General features: G+C 71.2%; 21 protein-coding genes and 1 pseudogene. 11 read left to right on the top strand and 11 right to left on the bottom strand.

Annotation, left to right across the window (positions count from 1 at the left end):
* Position 1 precedes the first annotated feature (1 nt).
* Positions 2 to 1,153 carry a pyruvate dehydrogenase (acetyl-transferring) E1 component subunit alpha gene (pdhA, locus tag ACIPJI_RS29335; RefSeq protein WP_037774160.1) on the bottom strand — a complete coding sequence of 384 codons (1,152 nt, stop codon included), beginning with the start codon at positions 1,151 to 1,153 and terminating at the stop codon, positions 2 to 4.
* Positions 1,154 to 1,480: 327 nt separating this feature from the next.
* On the opposite strand from pdhA (ACIPJI_RS29335), the gene ACIPJI_RS29330 reads away from it, so the two are divergent.
* From ACIPJI_RS29330 to ACIPJI_RS29320, 3 genes and pseudogenes are all read left to right on the top strand, one after another.
* A complete protein-coding gene (locus ACIPJI_RS29330; RefSeq protein WP_356623396.1) occupies positions 1,481 to 2,146 on the top strand; it encodes a response regulator transcription factor in 666 nt (221 codons plus the stop codon).
* Positions 2,147 to 2,268: 122 nt separating this feature from the next.
* Positions 2,269 to 2,493: pseudogene (locus ACIPJI_RS29325) on the top strand (pyridoxamine 5'-phosphate oxidase family protein); the annotation flags it as partial.
* 206 nt (positions 2,494 to 2,699) lie between these two features.
* Positions 2,700 to 3,707 (top strand): phosphotransferase, encoded by a 1,008-nt coding sequence (locus ACIPJI_RS29320; RefSeq protein WP_402249778.1) that lies wholly within the window; start codon positions 2,700 to 2,702, stop codon positions 3,705 to 3,707.
* A gap of 40 nt (positions 3,708 to 3,747) precedes the next feature.
* On the opposite strand, the gene ACIPJI_RS29315 is transcribed toward ACIPJI_RS29320, so the two are convergent.
* Positions 3,748 to 5,286 (bottom strand): protein kinase, encoded by a 1,539-nt coding sequence (locus ACIPJI_RS29315; protein ID WP_402249776.1) that lies wholly within the window; start codon positions 5,284 to 5,286, stop codon positions 3,748 to 3,750.
* A gap of 370 nt (positions 5,287 to 5,656) precedes the next feature.
* On the opposite strand from ACIPJI_RS29315, the gene ACIPJI_RS29310 reads away from it, so the two are divergent.
* The 6 genes from ACIPJI_RS29310 to ACIPJI_RS29285 all read left to right on the top strand — a co-directional run bounded on the left by ACIPJI_RS29310 (position 5,657) and on the right by ACIPJI_RS29285 (position 13,416).
* The gene (locus tag ACIPJI_RS29310; RefSeq protein WP_402249774.1) at positions 5,657 to 7,261 is read left to right on the top strand and encodes a protein kinase; all 1,605 of its coding nucleotides are present in this window, start codon (positions 5,657 to 5,659) and stop codon (positions 7,259 to 7,261) included.
* A 388-nt stretch (positions 7,262 to 7,649) separates the two neighbouring features.
* Positions 7,650 to 8,024 carry a hypothetical protein gene (locus ACIPJI_RS29305; protein WP_356623401.1) on the top strand — a complete coding sequence of 125 codons (375 nt, stop codon included), beginning with the start codon at positions 7,650 to 7,652 and terminating at the stop codon, positions 8,022 to 8,024.
* Positions 8,025 to 8,107: 83 nt separating this feature from the next.
* Positions 8,108 to 8,755: a PadR family transcriptional regulator gene (locus tag ACIPJI_RS29300; protein WP_356623403.1), complete on the top strand. Its 648-nt coding sequence runs from the start codon at positions 8,108 to 8,110 to the stop codon at positions 8,753 to 8,755.
* 350 nt (positions 8,756 to 9,105) lie between these two features.
* Complete coding sequence (locus ACIPJI_RS29295) at positions 9,106 to 9,867, top strand: ABC transporter ATP-binding protein (RefSeq protein WP_402249772.1); 762 nt, start codon at positions 9,106 to 9,108, stop codon at positions 9,865 to 9,867.
* Positions 9,864 to 12,728 carry an FtsX-like permease family protein gene (locus ACIPJI_RS29290; protein WP_402249770.1) on the top strand — a complete coding sequence of 955 codons (2,865 nt, stop codon included), beginning with the start codon at positions 9,864 to 9,866 and terminating at the stop codon, positions 12,726 to 12,728. The genes ACIPJI_RS29295 and ACIPJI_RS29290 overlap by 4 nt, the downstream gene beginning before the upstream one ends.
* 145 nt (positions 12,729 to 12,873) lie before the next feature.
* Positions 12,874 to 13,416 (top strand): bacterial proteasome activator family protein, encoded by a 543-nt coding sequence (locus tag ACIPJI_RS29285; protein ID WP_005314769.1) that lies wholly within the window; start codon positions 12,874 to 12,876, stop codon positions 13,414 to 13,416.
* A gap of 119 nt (positions 13,417 to 13,535) precedes the next feature.
* Here the strand turns inward: ACIPJI_RS29285 and ACIPJI_RS29280 are convergent, their stop codons facing one another.
* The 7 genes from ACIPJI_RS29280 to pdhA (ACIPJI_RS29250) form a co-directional block, all read right to left on the bottom strand.
* A complete protein-coding gene (locus tag ACIPJI_RS29280; RefSeq protein WP_356623407.1) occupies positions 13,536 to 14,525 on the bottom strand; it encodes an NAD(P)H-quinone oxidoreductase in 990 nt (329 codons plus the stop codon).
* Between the two features lie 10 nt (positions 14,526 to 14,535).
* Positions 14,536 to 15,591: a potassium channel family protein gene (locus tag ACIPJI_RS29275; protein WP_356623468.1), complete on the bottom strand. Its 1,056-nt coding sequence runs from the start codon at positions 15,589 to 15,591 to the stop codon at positions 14,536 to 14,538.
* A gap of 20 nt (positions 15,592 to 15,611) precedes the next feature.
* The gene (locus ACIPJI_RS29270; RefSeq protein ID WP_402249768.1) at positions 15,612 to 17,039 is read right to left on the bottom strand and encodes a molybdopterin molybdotransferase MoeA; all 1,428 of its coding nucleotides are present in this window, start codon (positions 17,037 to 17,039) and stop codon (positions 15,612 to 15,614) included.
* The gene (locus tag ACIPJI_RS29265) at positions 17,036 to 17,935 is read right to left on the bottom strand and encodes an NTP transferase domain-containing protein (RefSeq protein ID WP_356623409.1); all 900 of its coding nucleotides are present in this window, start codon (positions 17,933 to 17,935) and stop codon (positions 17,036 to 17,038) included. The genes ACIPJI_RS29270 and ACIPJI_RS29265 overlap by 4 nt, the downstream gene beginning before the upstream one ends.
* 88 nt (positions 17,936 to 18,023) lie before the next feature.
* Complete coding sequence (locus tag ACIPJI_RS29260; protein ID WP_402249767.1) at positions 18,024 to 19,481, bottom strand: dihydrolipoamide acetyltransferase family protein; 1,458 nt, start codon at positions 19,479 to 19,481, stop codon at positions 18,024 to 18,026.
* Positions 19,481 to 20,485: an alpha-ketoacid dehydrogenase subunit beta gene (locus ACIPJI_RS29255; protein WP_005314791.1), complete on the bottom strand. Its 1,005-nt coding sequence runs from the start codon at positions 20,483 to 20,485 to the stop codon at positions 19,481 to 19,483. Before ACIPJI_RS29255 ends, ACIPJI_RS29260 begins: the two co-directional genes overlap by 1 nt.
* Complete coding sequence (gene pdhA, locus ACIPJI_RS29250; RefSeq protein WP_307710429.1) at positions 20,482 to 21,624, bottom strand: pyruvate dehydrogenase (acetyl-transferring) E1 component subunit alpha; 1,143 nt, start codon at positions 21,622 to 21,624, stop codon at positions 20,482 to 20,484. Before pdhA (ACIPJI_RS29250) ends, ACIPJI_RS29255 begins: the two co-directional genes overlap by 4 nt.
* Before the next feature lie 229 nt (positions 21,625 to 21,853).
* On the opposite strand from pdhA (ACIPJI_RS29250), the gene ACIPJI_RS29245 reads away from it, so the two are divergent.
* On the top strand, positions 21,854 to 22,396 hold the full coding sequence (locus tag ACIPJI_RS29245) for an Lrp/AsnC family transcriptional regulator (protein ID WP_307710428.1): 543 nt from the start codon (positions 21,854 to 21,856) through the stop codon (positions 22,394 to 22,396).
* 51 nt (positions 22,397 to 22,447) lie between these two features.
* On the opposite strand, the gene ACIPJI_RS29240 is transcribed toward ACIPJI_RS29245, so the two are convergent.
* Together ACIPJI_RS29240 and ACIPJI_RS29235 are read right to left on the bottom strand one after the other, a co-directional pair.
* Entirely contained in the window at positions 22,448 to 23,041 is a 594-nt protein-coding gene (locus ACIPJI_RS29240; protein WP_307707410.1) for a TetR/AcrR family transcriptional regulator, read from the bottom strand.
* A complete protein-coding gene (locus ACIPJI_RS29235) occupies positions 23,038 to 24,576 on the bottom strand; it encodes a 3-hydroxyacyl-CoA dehydrogenase (protein ID WP_402249765.1) in 1,539 nt (512 codons plus the stop codon). The genes ACIPJI_RS29240 and ACIPJI_RS29235 overlap by 4 nt, the downstream gene beginning before the upstream one ends.
* Positions 24,577 to 24,698: 122 nt before the next feature.
* Here ACIPJI_RS29235 and paaN point away from each other — a divergent pair, with 122 nt between their 5' ends.
* On the top strand, positions 24,699 to 26,375 hold the full coding sequence (gene paaN, locus ACIPJI_RS29230; protein WP_356623415.1) for a phenylacetic acid degradation protein PaaN: 1,677 nt from the start codon (positions 24,699 to 24,701) through the stop codon (positions 26,373 to 26,375).
* Positions 26,376 to 26,395: the final 20 nt, after the last annotated feature.

The raw sequence follows: 26,395 nt of genomic DNA, 5'->3' as shown, positions 1-26,395 counted from the left end.
ACTAGTTGCCCTCCTCGGCGAACGACGCCTGGTACGCGGCGAACTGGGCGCGCTCCTCGTCGACGAGCGAGTGCCCGTCGGCGTAGACGTGGTCGAACATCGCCATGTCCTCGGGGTCGGGCATGGCCCGGACCGCCTCACGGACGCGCTTGGCGAGCACGTCGCTCTCCTCGTCGAGGGAGGTGAAGAACGCCTCGTCGGCGTGGCCCTCGGCCTCGAGGTACGTACGCAGGCGCAGGATCGGGTCCTTGGCCTCCCAGGCCGCACGCTCGTCGTCGTGACGGTACTTGGTGGGGTCGTCCGAGGTGGTGTGCGCACCCATCCGGTACGTGAAGGCCTCGACGAGCGTCGGGCCCTCGCCGCGGCGGGCCCGCTCCAGGGCGGAGCGGGTCACGGCCAGGCAGGCGAGGACGTCGTTGCCGTCGACGCGGACGCCGGGGAAGCCGAAGCCCTGCGCGCGCTGGTACAGCGGCACGCGGGTCTGGCGCTCGGTGGGCTCGGAGATCGCCCACTGGTTGTTCTGGCAGAAGAACACGACCGGGGCGTTGTAGACCGCGGAGAACGTGAACGACTCGGCCACGTCGCCCTGGCTGGAAGCACCGTCGCCGAAGTACGCGATCACGGCCGAGTCGGCGCCGTCCTTGGCGACGCCCATGGCGTAGCCGGTGGCGTGCAGCGTCTGCGAGCCGATGACGATCGTGTAGAGGTGGAAGTTGTTGGTGGTCGGGTCCCAGCCACCGTGGTTCACCCCGCGGAACATGCCCAGCAGGTTGGTCGGGTCGACACCGCGGCACCAGGCGACGCCGTGCTCGCGGTAGGTCGGGAAGACGTAGTCGTCGTCGCGCAGGGCGCGTCCCGAGCCGATCTGCGCGGCTTCCTGACCCAGCAGCGAGGCCCACAGGCCCAGCTCGCCCTGGCGCTGCAGGGCGGTGGCCTCGGAGTCGAAGCGGCGGGTCAGGACCATGTCCCGGTACAGCCCGCGCAGCTCGTCGGCGCTCAGATCGATGTCGTACTCGGGATGCTGGACGCGCTCGCCCTCGGGCGTCAGCAGCTGTACGAGCTGGGGCTCGGAACTCTGCGGCTTCTTGGTGGCGCTGGCGCGCTTGCTGGCGCGTCGCGGTTTACGCGCGGCAGCAGTGCTCTCCACGGTCACGTGCGTGCTCCTCCGTCGGTCCGGCCCCCGGGGTCCGCCGGAAAGCCAGTGCGGCTCGCCCACGTCCGTGCCCGCGCACGGGGTGTGTGCGACGCGGCCGGAAGTCAGGCGTGACAGGTGCCCCGGCGAACGTCCTGTCACAGGCACGTTACCCAGTGGGCAGCATTACTGCGAAACCCCATTTGACCTGCGATTTTGCTTGGATTTCCAAGTAAATCGAGAAATAGGGGAACAACCACTGGTCACAGCCCTGCAGGCCGCCGGAACACGGGCACGTTATCCCGGCCACCCCGGACACGGGAAGAGTCAATACGTGAGACTGCCCCCGTGCACGAAACAGGAAAAATCACTGTATTTCTCCTCGACGACCATGAAGTGGTCCGGCGCGGCGTTCATGAGCTGCTCTCCGCGGAGGCCGACATCGAGGTGGTCGGCGAGGCCGGAACCGCAGAAGACGCCCTGGTCAGGATCCCTGCGACCGCTCCCGATGTCGCCGTCCTGGACGTGCGGCTGCCGGACGGGAGCGGCGTGGAGGTGTGCCGCGAGGTCCGTTCGCGTAACGAGAACATCAAGTGCCTGATGCTCACCTCGTTCGCGGACGACGAGGCCCTTTTCGACGCGATCATGGCGGGTGCCTCGGGATACGCGCTGAAGGCGATCCGTGGCAGCGAGCTGCTGGCCGCGGTGCGGGACGTCGCCGCGGGCAGATCGCTGCTCGACCCCGTGGCGACCGCCCGGGTCCTCGAGCGGCTGCACGAGGGGAACGGGCCTGCCGGCGACGAGCGGCTCGCGAATTTCACGGACCAGGAGCGCAGGATCCTGGACCTGATCGGGGAAGGGCTCACCAACCGGGCCATCGGCGAGCGGCTCCATCTCGCAGAGAAGACCATCAAGGTCTACGTCTCCAGCCTGCTCTCCAAACTGGGCATGGAGCGGCGCGCGCAGGCCGCCGCGTACGTGGCGAGGAGCCAGGCGGAGCGTCAGCACCACTGACACCGCCGCCGTCACTCGTTCGGAGCAACGCGTCCACACGCGGTCTTGGGACTTGAGGTCCCGTGACGTTCGGGGCAGGCGGCTCTACCGCGCGGAGCCGTCGGTCACGGACAGCGGACGGCATGCCCTCGGAGGAACTCCGCGCCATCGAGCTGCTCGGCCGTGTCCGGTACGGCCTCCTGGCCACCGGCGTCCGGTCCATGCCCGTCCTGGTCCCCGCACGCCACGTCGTGGCGGACGGCCGGGTGCTGCTGTGCCTACAGGCCACCGGCGCGCATCTGCGGGCAGGATGCGGCAGCGTGGTCGCCCACGGCGCTGACGACCTCGGCTCCGGTTCGGCGGCTCTCTGGTCCGTGCACTTCACCGGCACCGCCCAGACGGTCAGGCCGACGGACGAGGAGCCGGCGCGCTTCGGGCCGCGGCCGCACCGCATCGACGGCGAGGACTTCCGGGGGCATATCTGTGCGTCGAACCCCACTTCGCCACCGTGCACACCATGGGTGACTCCGAAGGGCATTCGGCGCGACACACGGAGTGATCTAACATCTGGCGGGTGCCGCGCTCATCTGATACCGCTCCGCCCCTCTCCGTGCTTCTGCGCCGTTACGAGAACGCGGGCGAGCCCCTCTCCTGCAAACCCGTCACCCAGGGGCTCCTCAACCGTGGCTACCGCCTGGCGACCACCCGCGGGGCGTACTTCCTCAAGCACCACCTCGACGGCGACCACGAGGCCATCGCGCGGCAGCATCGCGCCACCCAGCGGCTCCATGCCCTCGACGTTCCCGTCGCGCCGCCTCTGGAGGACCAGGGCGGTGACACGGTCGCCGTGATCGACGGTCACTGCTACGCCCTGCACCCCTGGGTCGAAGGCCGCCACCGAAACGGCGCCCAGCTCAGCACCGCCCAGTCACGGCGGCTCGGATCGCTCCTCGGCCTGGTCCACACCCGCCTGGCGCAGGTCATGGACGACGGCACCGCCCGCCACACGGAGCACGGCAGCGCCGACCCCGAAGAGACGTTCACCCTCATCGACGAGCTGCTGGAGCTGGCCAGGTCGGCCCGGCCGCGCGACTCGTTCGACACCCTCGCGGAACACCGCCTCCTGCAGCGGCGCACGCTGCTGGAGCGCCATGCCGGCCGCAGGCCGCCGCCGGGGGGTGCGGGCGGCTGGGTGCACGGTGACTTCCACCCGCTGAACCTGCTCTACCGGGGGGCCGAGCCGGCCGCGATCGTCGACTGGGACCGGCTCGGGGTCCAGCCGCGGGCGGAGGAGGCGGTGCGGGCAGCGGCGATCTTCTTCGTCCTCCCGGCCGGCCGGCTGGAGCTCACGAAGGTGCGGGCGTACGCACAGGCGTACCGGCGTGCCGCGGGAGCCGACCCGGCCGAACTGCGGGCCGCCGTCCACCGGGTGTGGTGGGAGCGGCTCAACGACTTCTGGATACTGCGCTGGCGCTACCAGCTGCACGACCGAAGGGCCGACCCGCAGTTCCCCGCGGTGTCGGCCCTGGCGGTGTGGTGGACGAAGGAGTACGACGCGGTGTGCGACGCCTTCGCCGGGTGAGGGGTCCGCGGGTGCCGCAGGTACGGGCGGACCCGCCCGGTCACTCGCCGCCGTCGTTGCCCTCCACGGTGCCGCCCCCGCCTTCGGTGGCACCGCCCGTCTCGGTCGGGGGCGGGTCGTCCGTCGGCTCGGTCGGCGTCGGCGTGGGCTCCGTCGGCTTGCCCGTCGGCTCGGTCGGCTTGCCCGTCGGGGACGGCGTCCAGGACGGCGTCGGCTGGGTGCTCGGCGTGAACGACGGCACGTCCGAAGGGGTCCAGGACGGCTGCTGGTTGCCGCCCGTGGAGGTGTCGGGCTCGTCCGTCGGCTCGGTCTCCTCCTCGGTCGGCGTCGGCGACTCTTTTGGAGTCGTCGGCGTCTCGGAGACCGTCTTGCCGTCGCCGGGGTTCGTGCCGCCCTTGTCGTTCGCCCTGTCGAGCGCGAAGGCGATGCCCACGACCACCGCGACCACGGCAAGAGCGGCGAGCAGCCACACCTTGCCCCGGCCGCCGCGCCGGCCGGCGCCGTAACCGCTGTCGTAGGCCCCGTCGTTCGGGTTCATCGGGGGAAGGATCGGGCCCTGCGAGGTCTCGCCGTGGACGGGGTGCGCCGCGGTCGCGCCGGTCATGCCCCTCGCCGGGGTGCCGCCGTCGTAGAGCTGGACCGGGCCGGTGTTCCAGGTGCCGTTGTGGCTGCCCTGCTGCTGCAGCATCTGCAGCCCGTACTGCACCAGTCCGCGCATCTCCTCCGCGCTCTGGAACCGGTCGTCCGGGTCCTTGGCGAGGGAGCGCATGACCAGCCCGTCGAGCTCGGGCGGCACCACGTCCGACACCTCGGACGGCGGCACGGGAATGTCCTGCACGTGCTGGTAGACGACCGAGAGCGGCGTCTCACCGGTGAACGGGGGCCGCAGCGCGAGCAGTTCGTACAGCAGGCAGCCCGTCGCGTACAGGTCGGAACGGTGGTCGACGGCCTTGCCCAGCGCCTGCTCCGGGGAGAGGTACTGGGGGGTGCCCATGACCATGCCGGTCTGGGTCATCGTCGACTGGGCGCCGTGCAGTGCGCGCGCGATGCCGAAGTCCATCACCTTGACGGCACCGGAGTTGGTGATGATGACGTTGGCGGGCTTGATGTCGCGGTGCACGATGCCGTGCTGGTGCGAATAGGCGAGGGCCTCGAGGACACCGGAGACGATGATCAGGGCCTGCTCGGGCGGCGGCGCCTCAGCGTTGACGAGCAGATCGCGGATGGTGCGCCCCTCGACGAGCTCCATCACGATGTAGGGGACGGTCTGGCTGCCCACCACGTCCTCGCCGGAGTCGTAGACGGCCACCACCGCATGGTGATTGAGGCCGGCGACCGACTGCGCCTCACGGGTGAAGCGGGCCTTGGAGACCGGATCCTCTGCCAGGTCCGGGCGCAGCAGTTTGACGGCGACCGTACGGCCGAGCCGTACGTCCTCCGCCGCGAACACCTCGGCCATGCCGCCGCGGCCGAGACGGTGCGTCAGGCGGTAGCGGCCGTCGCCGACCAGTCCGCCGACACCCCAGGCTTCCGCAGAATCCGGCACTCCGCTGCCGTCTGCTCCGGGTTCGGGTGCCATCAGTCCTCGCCGTCGTATCTGTCCGCGTGCGTTCTCTGCCTGCGGGGTGTCATTTCTCGGGATGCTGTGCCACGTCACGCTACAGCCTTGGCGCGGCAGGCCGGTTTTCGAGAGAGACCGGCCATCAAACCCGCTGGGCGCGGAGCCGTGCAAATTCCATGCTGTTCCTGTAACGCTTCCGAGACGCTTGTTGTGCGTACGGTCACGGAACGGGCACCTGGCTTGACGTGTCGGACCCCTGCGGCAGACTTGCCCCGTAATACGGGATCACGGTCCAGGTTTCTCGGTCCTCGAGACAAGGATCGGCAAGCAATTGCGAACCATCGCGGACCGGGCCGTCGGGCCACCGCGCCGAGGGGGATGCACAGTCATGAGCCAGGACGGCGCGCAGGGCCGCTATGCGGGTGGTTCCGTGGCGGGCGGCCGGTATCAGCTTCGCGATCTGCTCGGCGAAGGCGGCATGGCCTCCGTCTACCTGGCCTACGACTCCGCGCTCGACCGCCAGGTGGCCATCAAGACGCTCCACACGGAACTCGGGCGCGAGCAGTCGTTCCGCGAGCGGTTCCGGCGTGAGGCGCAGGCCGTCGCCAAGCTGTCCCACACCAACATCGTGTCCGTCTTCGACACCGGCGAGGACGAGCTCGACGGCTCGCTGATGCCGTACATCGTCATGGAGTACGTGGAGGGGCAGCCGCTGGGATCCGTCCTGGCCGCCGACATCCAGCAGTACGGTGCGATGCCCGCCGACAAGGCGCTCAAGGTCACCGCCGACGTGCTCGCGGCCCTGGAGACCAGCCACGAGATGGGCCTGGTCCACCGCGACATCAAGCCCGGCAACGTGATGATGACCAAGCGCGGCATCGTCAAGGTGATGGACTTCGGCATCGCCCGCGCCATGCAGTCGGGCGTCACATCGATGACGCAGACGGGCATGGTCGTCGGCACCCCGCAGTACCTCTCCCCCGAGCAGGCCCTCGGACGCGGTGTGGACGCCCGCTCCGACCTGTACTCGGTGGGGATCATGCTCTTCCAGCTGCTGACCGGCCGCTTGCCGTTCGACGCGGACTCGCCGCTGGCGATCGCGTACGCGCACGTCCAGGAAGAGCCGGTCGCGCCGTCCACCGTCAACCGTTCCGTCACCCCCGCGATGGACGCGCTCGTCGCCCGCGCCCTGAAGAAGAACCCGAACGAGCGTTTTCCGAGCGCCGCGGCCATGCGCGACGAGTGCGCCCGTGTCGCGAGCGCCGGACAGACCGGCGCACCCGTGATCATCAGCGGTGCGCCGGCGAGCAGCGGCGCGGGAGTCGGTTCCGCCGTCTTCCCGCCTCTGGACCAGTCCGCCGCGCCCCCGCAGAGCGGCGTCCAGACGCCCTACCAGCCCGGCCCTTACGGCCCGCCCACCCCGGCCCCGACGCCGCACTACGGCTACCCGACGCCCGCCCCGGCGTACCAGACACCGGCCCCGGCGGTCTCGACCCCGCCGCCGTACACGATCTCGCCGCAGCCCGCCACGACCGGTGGCAGCGGTGGCGGTGGCAGGCGGAACATGCCGGTGATCGTGGGCGCCATCGCGGTGGCGCTGCTCGCCGTCGGCGGTCTCGTCACGGCCCTCGCCCTGAACAACGACGACGATCCGGGCAAGGAGGCCGGCGGCGACCCGTCGTCGAGCACGTCGCAGCAGGCGGGCTACAAGGGGCCGGAGCGCCAGCGCAAGATCGACAAGACCAAGTGCTCGGACGCGCAGGAGGGCTACGACGACCCGTCCAAGGTCCAGGCACCGGACTTCGTCTACAAGGACATCCTGTCGGTCAAGGAGTGCGCCCAGACCCAGGGCTGGAAGATCAACGTCAAGGAAGTCCCCAACGCGCAGTGGGGCGAGGGCGTCGTGGTGACGCAGTTCCCGGGCGCCGACGTCGAGGTGTCCGAGGACGACGCGACGTTCGACCTCGAGGTCTCCACCGGCTATCCGGAGTAGCCCCTCCTGAGCTCCTTCGGGGGCACCGTACGAAGCAAACGGCCCGGTACGCGCCCTGTGTACCGGGCCGTCTCCGTACCCGTGCCCCGGACGAGCCGGTGCCCGAGATGCCGGAGACAGAGCGTCATGTGACTCTGACTCCGATATGTCGGTGACGACGACTCGGCACGGGAGGGGTCATCCGGTGACTCCAGCGCTGCGCACTCGATGCGCGATCACCGTCGCTTCACTTCTCCTGCTGACCACTCCGGTCGCCCACGCCGGGGAGCAGAAGCCGGTTCGGGAGACGTCCGCCGAACCTTCTGTCTCCACATCGCTCGCTGGGCGGCAGGCGGGGGAAGGACGCCAGCGCCCCGGCCGTCGGACGACGCCGTCGCCGAGCGCGAGCGTGAGCCCTTCCGTCGCTCCTTCGGGCAGCCCCGCCGCGGCGGTATCGCCGTCGAGGACCGGCGCCCCTGCGAAGTCCTCGGCGCCGGCTTCGCCGCCCCGGCCGCACGAGGACGGGCCGTTCCGTCCGGGACGGCACCCGGAGGACGCCCCCCTGGAGGAGGACTGGGCACCCGAGACGGAGGCGCCCGCCGACGCCTGGAACGCGCCGACCCCCGGACCCCACCGGAGCGAGCCCGCCGCCGCCCGCCACCAGGCACCCCAGGCCGCGCCGGTGCCCGTCGCCCACCAGATCTCACCGCTCTCGCTGGGCATCGGCATGGCCCTGATGGGCCTCGGTATCGGCTTCCTGGGCATGCGGCTGCGCCGCCGCTGACTCCGGGTCCCTCTCAAGGGGGACCCCGTGAGTCCCTCCAGCGATGGTTGCCGCCGTGGGCATACTCGGTATACATACTGAGTATGTCCATCAGGCACGGGCTCCTCGCCCTCCTCGAACACGGCCCCCGCTACGGCTCCCAGCTCCGCTCGGAGTTCGAGTCGCGCACGGGCGCCACCTGGCCGCTCAACGTCGGCCAGGTCTACACCACCCTCAACCGTCTGGAGCGCGACGGCATGGTCGCCCAGAACGGCGAGGACGAGGCCGGGCACGCGCTGTACGTCATCACGGACGCCGGCCGCTCGGAGCTCAGGAGCTGGTTCGAGACGCCGGTGGACCGCAGCAGCCCGCCCCGCGACGAACTGGCCATCAAGCTCGCCATGGCGGTCGGCGCACCGGGGGTGGACATCCGTGCCGTCATCCAGTCCCAGCGCCACCACACGGTGAACGCCATGCAGGACTACACCCGTCTCAAGGCCCAGGCGCTCGCCGCGATCGAGAGCGGGGGGTCGCGGGAACGGGACGACGTGGCATGGCTGCTGGTGCTGGAGCAACTGATCTTCCAGACGGAGGCCGAGGCGCGCTGGCTCGACCACTGCGAGGTGCGGCTGATCAGGCTCTCGGCGGCGGACGGGCGGGGAACGGGACCGGCCGCGGCCCCACCCGCCGCCGCGCCGTCGGCGCAGACGCACCCGACCACGGCGGGCGCACGTCCGGCGCGGCCTGATTAGGACCGCTCCCGGGCAGGCCGGCTCGACGAGCCGGAAGCATCCGCCACACAGTCACCGGCCCCGGTCCGCCGCACGTACCGCACGTCGAACGGGCCGGCACCGCTCGTCCGTTCAGGCCACCGCCCTTCGACGGCCACCAGGCCCGGGTACGGGCGTCGGCCGGGCCGGACGCCCGCCGGGCCGGACACCCGATCCGGCCGGCCGCCACAGGCCGCAGGGCGAACACCCGCTCCGCACCGGCCGCCCGGCCGCAGCGCGGCCCACAGAACCGAATCGGCCCACCCGGCCGACCACTCACCTCTCCGTACACCCGCTCGTGTGTACGCGCCCGACCAAGGGGGACTCCACCTATGTCCGAACAGCTGTCACAGCAGCGTCAGCCTGCACAACAACCGGTGCTGCAACTTCAGCAGTTGACGCGTGTGCACGGCAGCGGCGCCACCGAGGTGCATGCCCTGCGCGGGATCAACCTCGATGTCTTCCCCGGTGAACTCGTCGCCGTCATGGGCCCGTCGGGCTCCGGCAAGTCGACGCTGCTGACCATCGCGGGTGGCCTCGACGCCCCGACCTCCGGGCGCGTGATCGTCGAGAACACCGACATCACGACCGCCGACCGCAAGACGCTCGCCGCCCTGCGCCGGCGCAGCATCGGCTACGTCTTCCAGGACTACAACCTCATCCCGGCGCTCACCGCCGCCGAGAACGTCGCCCTGCCGCGCGAGCTGGACGGTGTCTCCGCCCGGAAGGCGCGTGGTGAAGCCGTCGCCGCTCTTGAGGAGATGGACCTCGGACACCTGGCCGACCGTTTCCCCGACGAGATGTCGGGCGGCCAGCAGCAGCGGGTGGCCATCGCGCGAGCCCTCGTCGGTGACCGCCGCCTCGTGCTCGCCGACGAACCGACCGGCGCCCTGGACTCGGAGACCGGCGAGTCCGTGCTCGCCCTGCTGCGCTCCCGATGCGACGCAGGCGCCGCCGGCATCCTGGTCACCCACGAGCCGCGCTTCGCCGCCTGGGCCGACCGCGTGGTGTTCCTGCGCGACGGCGCGGTCGTCGACCAGACCGTGCGCAGCCAGGCGGACTCCCTGCTCTCCGGCCAGGCGGCCGAGCTGTGATCACCTGGTACCACTCCTGGCGCGCCGCGATCCGGATCGCGCGCCGCGACGCCTGGCGCTCGAAGGGCCGCAGCTTCCTGGTCCTGGCCATGATCGCCCTGCCCATCCTCGGTGTGAGCGCCGCGGACCTGACCGTCCGCAGTGCGGAACTCTCCACCGAGCAGAGTCTCGAACGCACGCTCGGCGCCGCCGACGGAAGGATCTCCGACCCGGGTCTGGGCGGCGTACCGATCATGCAGTCCCCGGACGCCAACAGCTACAACCCGATCGGCGACTTCGACGGCAAGCCGTGGCCCGAGGGGAAGGCGGACATCACCAAGGCCCTGCCCGCAGGCGCGAAGACGCTGAAGGACACGGTCGGTTCCGCCAAGCTCCGCACGACACACGGTCTGCTGCACACGGAGATCCGTGAGCTGAACGCCTCCGACCCGATGGCCGAGGGCATTCTGGCCGTGGTCGACGGCCGGCTCCCGCAGAAGCCCGACGAGGTGGCCGCGACCACGCACTTCCTCGAGAGCAGCGGCCTCAAGGTGGGCTCCACGCTCACCGCTCGGGGATTCGACCGCGCGTACCGAATCGTCGGCTCGTACGAACTCCCCAACGCTCTGGACACGGACCAGGTCAACGCCCTGCCGGGTGCCATGCTCGCGCCGCTCGACAAGGCGCTGGAAACGGCGGGACTGTCCGGCACGTCGCCCTCCACGACGCTGCTGGCAACCGTTCCCGGTGGTTTCACGTGGAACATCGTCAAGGACATCAACACCAAGGGTGTGACGGTCGAATCCCGGGCGGTGGCGCTGAACCCGCCGGCCGACTCCGAGGTGCCGCTCTTCCAGGAGGAGGGCTGGGGGAACTTCGAAGAGAGCACGGCCGCCAAGGCGGCGGCGCTCGCCGCTGTCGGTACCGTCGTCGGCCTCGCCATGCTGGAGATCTGTCTGCTGGCCGGCCCTGCCTTCGCCGTGGGCGCCCGGCGCTCCCGCCGCCAGCTCGGTCTGGTGGGTGCCAACGGCGGCGACCGCCGGCACATCCGGGCCATCGTTCTCGGTGGCGGTCTGGTGATCGGCGTCGCAGCGGCTGTCGTGGGCACGGTCCTCGGACTCGCCCTCACCTACCTGCTGCAGCCGCTGCTGGAGGGCTACCTGGGCAAGCGCTTCGGTCACTTCGACGTCCGGCCGCTCGAGCTGCTGGGCATCGCGCTGCTCGCCGTGCTGACCGGTCTGCTGGCCGCCGTCGTTCCCGCCGTCACCGCGTCACGGCAGACCGTCCTGGCCTCGCTCACCGGCCGCCGCGGCGTCCGCCGCAGCAGCCGTGTCCTGCCGGTCATCGGCCTGATCGCGGTGGCCCTCGGTGCCTCGATCGCGCTCTACGGGTCGACGATGACGGACCAGTTCGCGATAGTCGCCGGCGGCAGTGCCCTGGCCGAGCTGGGCGTGGTCGCGCTGACTCCCGCCCTGGTGGGCCTGTTCGGCCGGATCGGCCGGATCCTGCCGCTGTCCCCCCGGCTCGCCCTGCGCGACGCCGTACGCAACCGGGGACGCACGGCTCCCGCGGTCGCCGCGGTGCTGGCCGCCGTCGCGGGCACGGTCGCCGTCGCCACCTACGCCGCGAGCGCTGATGCCGAGGGCGCTGCCCAGTACCAGGCACAGCTGCCCCATGGCGCCGTCTCCATGACGATCGACGAGGGCGGCGGGCGTGACGTTCCGGGCGTGCGCAGCACCGTGCAGAAGCTGCTGCCCGTGGACGTGCGGGCGGACGTCGACCGGATCTCCGTGGGCAGGGCCGGCTGCGGGATGTACGACAACGCGAAGGGCTGCGGACGGTACGAGGTCGTCGTACCCAAGGCCAACGAGTGCCCGCTGTGGGCCGTGGACCCGGCGCATCCGGACCAGGACCCGTCGGCGAAGTTCAGCAAGGCGGAACGCCGCAAGCTGGCCGAGGACTGGCGTTGCAAGGCAGACGACGGCGGCGGAGCGTACGCCGACGGTGGGATCACCGTCGCGGACGCCAAGCTGCTCAAGGTGCTCGGCATCGAGGATCCGGCCGCCGAGAAGGCCCTGGCAGCCGGGCAGATCGTGGCCTTCGACAAGCGCAACGTCGACAGCAAGGGCCAGATCGGCATCCGGTTGATCACCGACACCGAAGCCGCCGACAGGGCCGCCGAGAAGGGCCTGCAGCCCCCGGGCGTGATCAAGACCTTCACCGCCCATATCGCCGACGCGAAATCGAACTCGTACGGCCTCTCCGCGCTGCTCTCGCCCGCCGCGGCCAAGTCGGCGGGGCTCACCACAGTGCCGCTCGGCGCGTACTTCTCGACGGACAAGATGCCGAGCACCGAGCAGCGGCAGCGGCTCGACGGCGAGCTGGACAAGACGGGCGCCGAGGTCAGCCTCCACATCGAGGAGGGCTACACCAGCGACAACAGCATCATCCTGCTGGCGCTGACCGTGTTCGCCGGTCTGATCACCATCGGCGCGGCGGGTATCGCCACCGGACTGGCCCAGGCGGACGCAGAGGCCGACCTGAAGACCCTCGCCGCCGTCGGAGCCCCGCCGAGGGTCCGCAGGACGCTCAGCGGCTTCCAGTGCGGGGTGGTGGCCGCGATGGGCGTGGTCCTCGGCTCGGCTGCCGGCGTACTGCCGGCGATCGGGCTGAGGCTCACCGAGGAGCGCCAGCAGCGGGCCTGGTACGAGCAGGCTCTGGACGAGGGCTGGGGCGTCATGGACCAGGCGCCGTACGTCCCGATCGTCGTGCCCTGGGAGACGCTGGCCGCTCTGCTGGTCGCCGTTCCGGTGGGCGCCGCCCTCCTGGCGGCCCTGGTCACCCGCTCCCGGGGCGCGCTCGCCCGGCGCGAGGCCGCCTGATCACGCCCCGACGGCATCCGGCGCCGACCGGCTGAACCCGTCCCGGCGGGTCGATGTCCAGCAGTTTTGTGCCCCCGTAGGAGGGTGGATCACTCTCCTACGGGGGCACACATCTGGGTACGCGCATGTACGAGAGAATGGCGGCATGGAGATGCCGAGGAATGAACGGTCGCAGGAGAGCCCACACGTCCTCGTCGTGGGACAGGACGGGATGGCCCTCAGCCAGGGTGACGGTGACAACGAGTCGCGCGAGGTCCCGGTGACGGAAATGGTCGAACAGCCGGCGAAGGTCATGCGCATCGGCAGCATGATCAAGCAGCTGCTCGAGGAAGTACGGGCAGCTCCTCTGGACGAGGCGAGCCGGGTCCGGCTCAAGGAGATCCACGCCGGTTCGGTCAAGGAGCTGGAGGACGGGCTCGCGCCGGAGCTCGTGGAGGAACTGGAGCGCCTTTCCCTCCCGTTCACGGACGACGCGATTCCGTCCGAAGCGGAACTGCGGATCGCGCAGGCCCAGTTGGTGGGCTGGCTCGAAGGCCTCTTCCACGGGATCCAGACTGCGCTCTTCGCCCAGCAGATGGCCGCACGGGCCCAGTTGGAGCAGATGCGGCGCGCACTGCCGCCCGGTGCGTCCCACGAGGAGGACGAGGGCGGTCAGCACGGCGCGATCCGCTCCGGCCCGTACCTCTAGCTCGGCCCTCCGGCCCGTACGTCCGGTCCGGTCTCTGGTCCGGCACGAGGGCCCGGCCACCTTTCGGTGGCCGGGCCCTCGTCGTGTGTCGGGCTGGCTCCCGCTGACCGGGAGGTGGTTCAGGGCTGACGTGGCGCGATCAGCAGGACCTTGCCCACGTGCTCCCCGGACTCCAGCGCGCGGTGGCCTTCCGCCGCGTCCGCGAGCGGGACCTTGCGGTCCACGACCGCGTGCACACGTCCTCCCCCGATCAGGGGCCAGACGTGTTCGCGCACGGCGGCCACGATCGCCGCCTTCTCACCCAGCGGCCTGCCTCGCAGCGATGTGGCTGTGACAGCGGCGCGCTTACGCAGCAGGGCGCCGAGGTTCAACTCGCCCTTGACGCCGCCCTGGAGACCGATGACGGCGAGCCGGCCGTTGACCGCCAGCGCCTTCACGTTCCGGTCCAGGTACTTCGCGCCGACGATGTCGAGGATGACGTCGGCGCCCGCTCCGCCGGTGGCCTTCCCGATCTCCTCGACGAAGTCCTGCTCGCGGTAGTCGATCAGGATGTCCGCACCCAGCTCGGCGCAGCGCGCCAGCTTCTCGGGACTGCCCGCGGTGACGGCGACCCGCGCGCCCACGGCCTTGGCCAGTTGCACGGCCATGGTGCCGATCCCGCTCGCGCCACCATGGACGAGAAGCGTCTCGCCGGGACGCAGGTGGGCGATCATGAACACGTTCGACCACACCGTCGCCGTCACCTCCGGCAGCGCGGCGGCCGTGATCAGGTCCATGCCGTCCGGGACGGGCAGCAACTGCCCTGCGGGCACGGCCACCTTCTCCGCGTAGCCGCCGCCTGCCAGCAGCGCGCACACCTCGTCGCCGACGGCCCAGCCGGAGACACCGGGTCCCACGGCCGAGATCCGGCCCGAACACTCGAGGCCGGGGTACGGGGAAGAGCCCGGCGGGGGGTCGTAGAACCCCTGACGCTGCAGCAGATCGGCGCGGTTCACCGCGCTCGCTGCGACATCGACGAGGACTTCCCCCTCGCCGGGCACGGGATCGGGGACTTCCGCCCAGACCAGGGCTTCGGGACCGCCGGGCTCGGGAATCGTGATCGCATACATGGCGGCGAGGCTACTCGGACGAGTTGAGAGCGGAACCGTTCTGTGCCCGCACGATGGTGATGAGCCGGTCGGTGAGTTGCAGCGGGCTCGCGGCCGGGTCGTCGTAACCCAGCAGCCGGTGGCCGCGCAGTACGGACACCACCAGGTCCTCCGTCTCGCGGACGCTGCGGCCCACTTCGGCCTTTATCACCGGCCGCTCGATCAGATCCAGACCGCTGCCCTGCTGGATCAGATCCTCCATCACCGTTCCCGCGCTGGGACTCAGGACGGACAGGCCGAGCAGTCGGCCGGCCGCGCCGGAGCTGGTGATCACTGCGTCCGCCCCGGACTGGCGCAGCAGCGGGGCGTTCTCCTCCTCGCGGACCGCGGCGACGATCTTCGCGCCACGGTTGAGCTGACGAGCGGTGAGGGTGACCAGGACCGCGGTGTCGTCCCGCTGGGGTGCGACCACGATCTGCCGCGCCTTCTGCAACTCGGCACGGATCAGGACGTCGCTGCGGGTCGCGTCGCCGACCACGCCGACGAATCCCTCCGCGTTGGCGGCTTCGATCACCTTGGCGCTCGGGTCGACGATGACGATCTGGTCCTTCCTCAGCCCTGTGGCACAGAGCGTCTGCATCGCCGATCGTCCCTTCGTGCCGAAGCCGACGATGACCGTGTGCTCACGCAAGTTGGACCTCCAGCGGTTCAGCCGCCACTCCTCCCGGGTGCGTTCCGTGAGGACCTCGAGAGTGGTGCCGACCAGGATGATGAGAAAGAGAACGCGGAGCGGCGTGATCAGCAGCACGTTGGTGAGCCGTGCCCCGTCGCTGTACGGAACGATGTCCCCGTAGCCAGTGGTGGAGAGGGTGACCGTGGCGTAGTAGACGGCGTCGAGCAACGAGACCGTCTCGTCCGAATTGTCATGGTAACCGGCTCGGTCCGACCAGACGATGAACACCGTGATGGCGAGCACCATCAGTGCCATCAGCAGCCGCTTGCTCACCTGGCGCAGCGGGCGCTCGACGATTCGCCGGGGCAGTTTCACACGGCCGCTGACGAGGTGCTCGTCCGCGTGCCGGGCCATGGCGTCTTGGCCGGGAAGTTTCACGTGAAACACCTTCCCGCGTCCGAGGGGGTCCACGGCGCCAAGGTGGTCCAGGGCAGGTCGAGTACCTCCAGCTCGTCACCGGCTCTCGCGCCTCCTGGCGGGATGACGGCGAGCCCGTCCGCGGCCGCGGTGCCTCGCAGCATCGCCGGGCCGTTGTAGTGCAGGGGGACCAGCTGGTCGTCCCGGTGCACGACGGGAACGAGCCGGGTGTCGTGGGGGTGGCCGTGCACGTCGTCCTTCACGGGGGCGCTGTACGGCGCGGGAGCGGACCTGCCCGCGAGACCGCGCAGAAGCGGCTCCGCCAGCGTCAGGAGACCGGAGACGGCGGCCAGAGGGTTGCCAGGCAGGCCCACCAGGTACTTCCCCGGAGCAAGCCGCGCCAGCAGCATCGGATGACCGGGCCGTACCGCGACCTGGTCGACCAGCAGCTCCGCCCCCGCCTTCCGCAGGACGGGATGGACATGGTCGACGGGACCGGCCGCCGTACCGCCAGTGGTGACCACCACGTCCGCCTCTGAGGTGGTGACCGCCCTGTGGAGGGCCTCCGCATCGTCGCCGAGACGGCGTGTGGCCAGTACCTCAGCGCCCAGGGCACGCAGCCACGGGCCGATCATCGGCCCGAGGGCGTCGCGGATCAGGCCGTCGTGGGGCAGCGAGGAGGTGAGCAGTTCGTCGCCGAGTACGAGGATCTCCACGCGGGGACGGGCGAACGTGACCAGCTCGTCGTATCCGGCGGCGGCTGCCAGCCCGAGCACCGGCGGAGTCGCCACGGCCAGGGCCGGCAGCAGCCGGTCACCCGTCCGGCACTCCTGGCCGCGGGGCCGGATGTCCTGTCCGGGGATCACCTCACGATCGGCATGGAGCTGGTGCGCGGCAGTGTCGACCCGGGCGTGTTCACTGCGGATGACGGCTGTGGTCTCCGGTGGAATGCGGGCGCCGGTGGCGATCCGTACCGCCGTGCCGTCGGTCAGCGGCCCGCTGTGGCTGTGGCCGGCGAGGATCGAGCCGTCCCCCTGGAGCGTCCAGGGCCCCGGGCCCGCGACCGCCCAGCCGTCCATGGCGGAGGTGTCGAAGGAGGGAAGGTCGCACAGTGCCGTCAGCGGCTCGGCGAGCACCTGCCCCAGGGCCTCGTCCAGCGGCACACGGCGGGTACGGGGGACGGCGGCGTGGCCGGCCTGTGCGGCCCGGGCCCGTGCCGCGGGCCATGCGGCGGCGCGACGGCGGTGCGAGCCGGGGCCGCTGCCGGCGGAAGGGGCCAGGTCGGCGGCCGGGCCGGTTTCGTCACCCGGCCTCGGACCGACCAGGGCCAGCGCTTCGTCGACACCGTCCAGGTCGCCCGTGTCGAGCGGGGCCGCGTCGGCGGAGGGCGCCTGCGGCTGGTCGTTGCCGGCCGCTGCCGCGGCCTGGCTATCGTGACCGGTCATCGGGCTGCGTCACCACCACTCGCGCCCGCTGCCGGGTCGTCCGGCCGAGCGCTCTGCTCCGCCTCCGCGGCCCAGCGTGCAGCCAGCGCGGCCGCCTTGCGGGCGGCCTCCGCGACAGCCTCGGGTCCACCCTCTGCCTTGGCCGCCGCGTAGCCCACCAGGAAGGTGGTCAGGGGTGCGGCGGGCCGCGCGACACCGTGGGCGGCGTCGCGGGCGAGGTCGAGAAGGACATGGGTGTCGACGTCCAGCTCGATGCCGAGCTCGTCCTTGACTGCGTTGATCCATTCGTCCAGCACGTTCACATGCTCCCTGATGCGGGCCCGGGCTGTTGAGATGTCCTCCCAGGTGTCGCAGTCGAAGGAGGCGAGAGGGTCGGTCTCGATCCGGGCCAGGTCCAGTTCCCGGGTCAGTAGACGCAGCGGCAGCCCGGAAAGGCTCCCGTATTCGGCCGCGAGGAGAGCAAGTTCACGTCGGAGGGGCTCGGAGCGGTAGGCGGCCACCAGGGGTTGGTCACGCCCGTCGGCGTCGGTCAGAACGACTCCCTCGCCGTCCTGCGCGTCGAGCGAGTCGACCAGTCGGCGCACCGTCCCCTCACGGAGGAACGGAAGATCGGCCGAGAGCACGAGGAGGGACTCGGCCTCGGTGTGCCGTACGCCGGCGTCGAGCGCGGCCACCGGGCCGCCTCCGGGGGGCTCCTCGCGCGCCCACACGACGGGGCGCGCGGTGGGCCTGCGCCCGCCGACGACCACGGTGCGGCCGGCGTCGCGGCAGGCCGCCAGAACGCGGTCGAGCAGGGCCCGCCCGCCCACGCTCAGCGCCGGCTTGTCCGCCCCGCCCAGCCGCTTGGCGGCACCTCCGGCGAGCACGATGGCGTCGTACGCGGTAGTCGCGGTCATTCCTGAAGTATGGTCCGCGATCCTGCGGGCGGGGAGGCCCGGTTCGATCTCTCTTCGGCCGCGGGCCCTCCGCGGCTCTGCCTGCTCCTCAGAGAGTGCGGAGCAGCACCGAGGGGTGCTCCACACAGTCGGCGACGTAGCGCAGGAATCCTCCCGCGGTACCGCCGTCGCAGACCCGGTGGTCGAATGTGAGCGAGAGCTGGACGACCTGCCGGACGGCCAGTTCGCCCTGGTGCACCCACGGCTTCGGCACGATCCTGCCGACGCCGAGCATCGCGGCCTCGGGGTGGTTGATGATCGGCGTGGATCCGTCCACACCGAACACTCCGTAGTTGTTCAGCGTGAAGGTGCCGCCGGTCAGGTCCGCCGGGGTGAGCGCGCCTTGGCGAGCTGCCTCGGTGAGCCTGGCGAACTCGGCCGTCAGCGACTCTGCCGAACGCTTGTGGGCGTCCTTCACGACGGGAACGACCAGTCCGCGGTCGGTCTGCGCCGCGAAACCGAGATGCACCCCGGGCAGCCGCACGATCTCCCGGGCGTCCATGTCCACCGTGGAGTTGAGCTCGGGGTGGCGCTCCAGGGCGGCCGTGCAGATACGGGCCAGCAGCGCCAGCAGCGAGATCTTCGGTCCGCCCGCGGCATTCATCGCCGCTCGTGCGGCCATCAGTTCTGTCGCGTCGGCGTCGACCCAGCAGGTGGCGTCCGGGATCTCCCGCCGGCTGCGGGACAGCTTGTCGGCCACCGCGCCGCGTACTCCGCGCAGCGGGACGCGCTCGCCCTGCGCCTTGCCGGCCACTGCCGCGACGGCGGGCGTCGTGGGGACCGTCTCGGGAGCACGCAGGGCACGCTCGACGTCGGCCCGCAGGATCAGGCCGTCGGGACCCGAGCCGATGAGCGCCCGCAGATCCACGTCGTGCTCGCGTGCGAGCTTGCGGACCAGGGGAGAGATGACGGCCACGGGGCCGTCCTGCGCCACAGCAGTGGCGCCATGGGCCTGGCCCGGTGCGGTGGCGGACCTCCCGCCGGCCACGGAGGCCGTGGCGGACGGCCCGGCCTGCGCCGGAGCCGGCGTGTCTCCCGTGGTCCTGCCGGGCCGACCGGGCCCGTGCGCCTGCTCCCCGACGGAGGCCGCGGGAACCGCGGGCCGGATACGGCGTCGCCGCGCCGCGGGCGCGCCGGTCCCGTACCCGACCAGGACGTTGCCGGACGACTCCGCGGTGTCTTGCGACGACGGGGAAGCTTCCGGACGCGCGGGCGCCGCGCCGCCACCGGCGGCGGAGGCGTCCGTGCCGGTGGTCTCCGTCGCTCCTACCGCCACAGTGATCAGCGGTGCGCCGACGGGCAGCTCCGTGCCCTCCTCACCGAAGCGAGCGGTCACCACGCCGCCGTACGGGCAGGGCACTTCCACCATGGCCTTGGCCGTCTCGACCTCGACGACAGGCTGGTCGATCGCCACTACGTCGCCGACCGACACCAGCCAGCGGACGATCTCCGCCTCGGTGAGCCCTTCCCCGAGATCGGGAAGCTTGAATTCGAGCACCTGAGCCATCAGCTCGCCGCCTCCCACTGCAGCCGCGCCACCGCGTCCAGCACGCGGTCCACTCCCGGCAGATGATGCCGCTCCAGCATCGGCGGCGGGTACGGGATGTCGAAACCGGCGACCCGCAGCACCGGCGCCTCCAGGTGATGGAAGCAGCGTTCGGTCACCCGGGCTGCGATCTCTCCACCGGGTCCGCCGAAGCCGGTCGACTCATGGACGACGACCGCCCGGCCGGTGCGCCGCACCGACGCGCAGACCGTCTCGTCGTCGAACGGCACCAGGGAACGCAGGTCGACGACCTCCAGGTCCCAGCCCTCCGCCGCCGCGGCCTGCGCCGCCTCCATGCACACCGGCACGGAGGGGCCGTACGTGATGAGCGTGGCGCTGCGTCCGGAGCGGCGCACCACGGCACGCCCGATCGGCTCCACGGCGGCCGGCGCCTCCGGCGACCACTCCGCCTTGGACCAGTACAGCCGCTTGGGCTCGAGGAAGACGACGGGGTCGTCGGAGGCGATGGAGGCACGGAGCAGTCCGTACGCGTCCTCGACCGTGGCCGGGGTGACGACGTGCAGGCCCGGGGTCGCCATGTAGTACGCCTCGGAGGAGTCGCTGTGGTGCTCGACGCCGCCGATCCCGCCGCCGTACGGCACCCGCACGGTGATCGGCATCGGCATGCCGCCCTTCGTGCGGTTGCGCATACGGGCGACATGGCTGATGAGCTGCTCGAACGCCGGATACGCGAAGGCGTCGAACTGCATCTCTACGACCGGCCGCAGTCCGTACATCGCCATGCCGACGGCGGTGCCGAGAATGCCCGCCTCGGCCAGCGGAGTGTCCGTGCAGCGGTCCTCGCCGAACTCCTTCGCGAGCCCGTCCGTGACCCGGAAGACGCCGCCGAGCGTGCCGACGTCCTCCCCCATGACATGGACGGTCGGGTCCTCGGCCATCGCGTCGCGCATCGCGCGCTGCAGGGCCTGGGCCATGGTTGCGGGCTTCACCGCGGCCGTGGTCATCGTGCCTCTTCCTCAGCGTCCAGCTCGGCCCGGAGCAGCGCGGCCTGCTCACGCAGCTGCGTGGTCTGCCGGGCGTAGACGTGCTCGAAAAGATCCATCGGGTTCAGCACCGGGTCGGCGTTCATCCGCTCCCGGAGATCGGCCGCCATCGTCTCCGCCGCCTCGGCGGCGGCCTGCCGGGTCCCGTCGTCGAGCAGTCCCCGCTCGGTCAGCTCCCGCTCCAGGAGCTGGATCGGGTCGTGCGCGCGCCAGGTCTCGACCTCGCTGTCCGCGCGGTAGCGAGTGGCGTCGTCCGCGTTGGTGTGGGCGTCCATGCGATAGGTGACTGCCTCGATCAGGGTGGGTCCGCCGCCGCGACGGGCGCGGGCAACGGCCTGGCCGAGCACCTCGTGCACCGCGACCGCGTCGTTGCCGTCGACGAGCCGGCCCGGCATGCCGTAACCGACGGCCTTGTGGGCCAGGGAGGGCGCAGCGGTCTGCTTGGCCAGCGGGACGGAGATCGCGAAGCCGTTGTTCTGCACGAGGAAGACCACCGGCGCGTTCCACACGGCGGCGAAGTTCAGCGCCTCGTGGAAGTCGCCCTCACTGGTGCCGCCGTCACCGATCATGGCCAGCGCCACGACGTCGTCGCCCTTGAGCCGGGCGGCGTGCGCGAGTCCCACCGCGTGGGGGAGCTGCGTGGCCAGCGGCGTACACAGCGGCGCGACACGGTGCTCGTGCGGGTCGTATCCGGTGTGCCAGTCGCCGCGCAGCAGTGTCAGGGCCTGGACCGGGTCCAGGCCGCGGGCCACGGCCGCGAGGGTGTCGCGGTAGCTCGGGAAGAGCCAGTCGCGCTCCTCGAGCGCGAGCGCGGCGCCGACCTCGCAGGCCTCCTGCCCGGTGCTCGAGGGGTAGACGGCGAGCCGGCCCTGCTTGGTGAGCGCGGTGGCCTGCGCGTTGTACCTGCGGCCACGCACCAGCTCCGCGTAGAGCCGGAGCATCAGCTCGGGGTCGGCGGAGGCAGCGGCTTCCGTGCCGAGCACGCGGTACGGCTCGGGGTCGGGGAGCAGCGGCGCAGGGTCGGTGCGGGGCTGCCACGCCGGGGGCGGTGTGGGCCGGTAGGCGGCGGCAGCGGAACCGGGCAGCTCCTGGACCGTCATGCTGCTCTTTCTCAACGCGAGCACCTCCTCGTGGGAGCGACGACGAAAGCGATGAAGAAAACGGGGCGGCGGCGCACGGGTGTGTGGCCCGCCTCACCTACCGATTGTTCGGTCGTGGACGCATTTTGGCTACAGGCGCGGGCAGCCTGTGGACAAACGGTTCTCCACAGCATGAGATGGAGACAGGTCGTCCATGCTAGGAAGGCGGGGGGACATGGCAACTGAACAAATGGCCGACGGCGGGGACCGCACAGGGCAGATCCCTCCGCCGCGCCCGCTGGACGCCATCGACCGCGACATCCTGCGCATGCTCCAGACGGACGGCCGCGCCTCCATACGCTCCGTCGCCGACCGGGTACATGTGTCCCGGGCCAACGCGTACGCCCGGATCAACCGGCTGATCGACGACGGCGTGATCCGCGGTTTCAGCGCGCGGGTGAACCACGAGCGGGCGGGCCAGGGGGCCTCGGCCTACATCACCCTCAAGATCGTGCAGAACTCGTGGCGGACGGTCAGGGAACAACTGCAGGCGCTCCCCGGCGCCGCCCACATCGCGCTCGTCAGCGGGGACTTCGACGTCCTTCTGCTGGTGCACACGCCCGACAACCGCACCTTGCGTGAGCTGGTCCTGACCAGGCTCCAGTCCATCCCGGAGGTGCTGTCGACCCGGACGCTGCTGGTGTTCGAGGAGACGGACCTCGATCCCGGCCCCGGCACCGGCCCGGCTCCCGGCTCCGGGGCGGCGGCGGGCCAGGACGCCGATCCGCTCTGACGACCCGCCCGGGAACTGCCGATGCCGCTCTCCCTCGGGCGGCCGGACGGATCAGGAGTCCGTGCGCAGCCCGTCGAAGGCGAGCTGCACGACCGTCTCCGCCACCTGGTCCGCGTCGTAGCCCCCGCCCGGGTGCGGGCGGTACCACTCGACCAGGGAGTTCACCATGCCGAAGAGCAGCCGCGTCGCCAGCCGGATGTCCACGTCGGCACGCAGGTCGCCGTCCGCGGCGGCCGCCTTCAGCAGGTCCGCGACGCGCTGGTCGAACTCACGGCGCCGCTCGAGCGCCCAGCGTTCGGTCTTCGTGTTCCCTCTGACGCGCAGCAGCAGCGTCACGTAGGGCAGTTCGGCCACCAGCACCTCGACGGTGCGCCGGGTGACGTACTCCACCCGCTCGATGGCGCGGCCCCGCCGGGCGCCGTTCTCGTCGAGGATCGCGAACAAGGAGTCCAGCGCCCGGCTGACGGCCCGGCGCAGCAACTCCTCCTTGCCCGCGACGTGGTGGTAGATCGACGATTTGGAGATACCGGCCGCCTTCGACAGGTGCTCCATGGAAGTACCGTCGTAGCCACGCTCGTTGAAGATCCGCACCGCGACGGTCAGCAGCGTTTCCGGCGTGTACGCGTCGCGCCTGGCTGTGGTCATCGGCCGCCCGCCTCGTCACTGTCGGCGCAGGCGCGGCGAGCGGTCGCCAGGGACGGTGCGTACCGGCCGGTGGGGTAGCGCTCGTGAAGGGCGTCGAGCAGCGCACGCACCCGCTGGAAGCCGAGCTTCTCGCCCCACTCCAGCGGTCCCGCCGGGTAGTTCACGCCGAGTTTCATCGCGGTGTCGATATCCGGGCCGGAAGCGACCCCGCGGTCGACCGCGTCGGCAGCGAAGTCCGCCAGCATCGCCACCGTACGTGCGACGATCATGCCCGGTACGTCCCCGATCAGCGAGACGTCCTTGCCGAGGGCCTGGAAGAGGCCGACGGCCTCCTCCACCGCGCCAGGCATGTTCCTGAGCGTGCTCTCGGACGTGGAAAGGGCGATACGCGTCGCCTTCTCGTAGTCCAGGGCGAGGTCGAAGTAGACGATCCCGTCGTCGAACTCGAACGACGTCTCCCCGTCCACCAGGCCGAGCTCCGCGCCGCCGGGGAGGGATATGCAGCCGTCGCCCTCCCCGCGGTGGACGGTGATTCCGGCCCGCTCGATCAGTTCCACCAACGGCTCCGCGGGTCCGAGATCGCCTTGCACGACCACGCTCGTGGGAGCCGCGGCGGGCGGCTGGGTCTGCGGCCGGGGGCGCTCGGCGCCCTGTGCGTACGAGAACCAGCCGTGCCCGGACTTGCGGCCGTGGCGGCCCGACTCGACGAGCCGGCGCTGCGCCAGCGACGGCGTGAACTTCGGGCTCTGGAAGAAGGAGTCCCAGACGGAACGGGTGACCGCTTCATTGACGTCCTGGCCGATCAGATCGGTCAGCTCGAACGCCCCCATCCTGAAACCGCCGCACTCGCGCAGCACCGCGTCGATGGTGGCGGGGTCGGCGCCACGCTCCTCGTGGACGGCGAACGCCTCCGCGTAGAAGGGGCGTGCGATGCGGTTGACGATGAAGCCGGGGGTGTCGGCGCAGCGCACGGGGGTCTTGCCCCAGGCGGCGACGGTGGCCAGGGCCCGTTCGGCCGCCGCCTCGTCCGTCGCGTGGCCGCTGACGACCTCGACGAGGGGGAGGAGGGGCGCCGGATTGAAGAAGTGCAGGCCGACGAAGCGGCCCGGGCTGCGCAGCGCGCCGGCGACCGCCGTGACGGAGAGGGAGGAGGTGTTGGTGGCGAGAAGGCAGTCGTCGGCGACGGTCTTCTCCAGCGCCGTGAACAGCTCCTGCTTGACCGTGAGCTGTTCCAGGACGGCCTCGACGACGAGTGCCGCGTCGGCGAGCTCCGAGATGTCCGTGGCGGGGAGCAGCCGGCCACGTGCGGCGTCGCGCTCCGCGGGCGTCATCCGCCCCTTCTCGACGAGCCGGTCCAGGCGCCCGCCGATCGTCTCCGCGGCCTCCTGGGCCCGGCCGGGAACGGCGTCGTGGAGACGTACGGGATGGCCTGCGACCAGGGCCACCTGCGCGATTCCCTGGCCCATGGTTCCGGTGCCGACGACGGCGACGGTGCGGCTCTTACCGATCGCGGTCGTGGAGTCGATGGCGGTCATGGAGGCGATCCTCCCCGATGAGTTGTCCACAGGTTCGACAGGCCCCCTTGTACCGACCGATCGTTCGGTTACTCTAACTCTGTCATCACTCCCCTGCCCAGCTCGACGAGGAGTTGGTCCGCATGCAGCTGACCGAGACCCACCGGCCCACGCTCGACCAGGCCCTCGAGGCGATCCGTACGCGGGCGTACTGGTCTCCGCACCCCGAGCACCCCAAGGCATACGGCGAGAGCGCCCCCGCCGACGGCCTGGCCGCCTTCGAGGCACTTCGGGGCTCCCGTTTCGACCTGGACCAGCCGGGCACCGACGGCTGGACCGGCGGCGAGGTCTCTCCGTACGGACCGGAGCTGGGGATCGAGTATCCGCACCCGGACCTGGACGTACTGCTGCCCGCGATGCGCGCCGGGATGGCGGGCTGGCGTGAGGCCGGCCCCGAGACGCGCGCCCTTGTCTGCCTGGAGATCCTCTCCAGGATCAGCGCCCGCACCCATGAGTTCGCGCACGCTGTGATGCACACCAGCGGGCAGGCCTTCATGATGGCGTTCCAGGCCGGCGGCCCGCACGCCCAGGACCGCGGCCTGGAGGCCGTGGCGTACGCGTACGCGGAGCAGACCCGCACCCCCGCCGCCGCGGACTGGTCCAAGCCCCAGGGCAAGCGCGATCCGCTGCAGCTGCGGAAGACGTTCACGACCGCCGGACGCGGCATCGCGCTGGTGATCGGCTGCAACACCTTCCCGACGTGGAACGGCTACCCAGGCCTGTTCGCCTCTCTGGCCACGGGCAACCCGGTCCTGGTGAAGCCGCACCCCCGTGCCGTGCTCCCGCTGGCCCTCACCGTGAAGGTGGCCCGCGAGGTGCTCGCCGAGGCCGGCTTCGACCCGAACCTGGTCTGCCTCGCCGTCGAGCGTCCGGACGAGGGCATCGCGAAGATCCTGGCGACGCGCCCCGAAGTCAAGATCATCGACTACACGGGGTCCACCGCCTTCGGCGACTGGCTGGAGGCCAACGCCCGTCAGGCGCAGGTCTACACGGAGAAGGCCGGCGTCAACACGATCGTCATCGACTCCACCGACGACTACAAGGGAATGCTGTCCAACCTGGCCTTCTCGCTGTCCCTGTACAGCGGCCAGATGTGCACCACCCCGCAGAACGTGCTGATCCCCAGGGACGGCATCACCACAGAGTCGGGCCCGAAGAGCTACGACGAGGTGTCCGCGGACCTGGCGGCCGCCGTGGGCGGTCTGCTCGGCGACGACGCCCGGGCGAACGCGCTGCTGGGCGCCCTGGTCAACCCCGATGTGAAGGCGCGGCTCGAGGCGGCGGCCGACCTGGGCGACGTGGCGCTCGAGTCGCGGGAGGTGCCCAACCCCGACTTCCCGGGCGCGACGGTACGGACCCCCGTGATCGTGAAGCTCGACGGCGCCCGTAAGTACTGGGAGTCGGCGGACACCGAGCCCGCGTACCTCTCCGAGTGCTTCGGCCCGGTCTCCTTCGTGGTGGCCGTGGACTCCACGGCCGACGCCCTGGATCTCCTGCGCCGCACGGTCCGCGAGAAGGGTGCGATGACGGTCGGGGCGTACACCACGTCCGCGGAGACGGAGCGCGCGATCGAGGACGTCTGTTTCGAGGAGTCGGCGCAGCTCTCGTTGAACCTGACCGGCGGGGTGTACGTCAACCAGACCGCCGCGTTCTCCGACTTCCACGGCTCCGGCGGCAACCCCGCCGCGAACGCGGCCCTGTGCGACGCCGCGTTCGTCGCCAACCGCTTCCGTGTGGTGGAGGTCCGCCGCCAGGCCTGACGCGCACGGGACTGCGGGGG

This window comes from Streptomyces sp. NPDC086835 (assembly GCF_044745705.1).
Lineage (GTDB): Bacteria > Actinomycetota > Actinomycetes > Streptomycetales > Streptomycetaceae > Streptomyces.
This window is presented reverse-complemented; position numbering and strand designations above follow the sequence as displayed.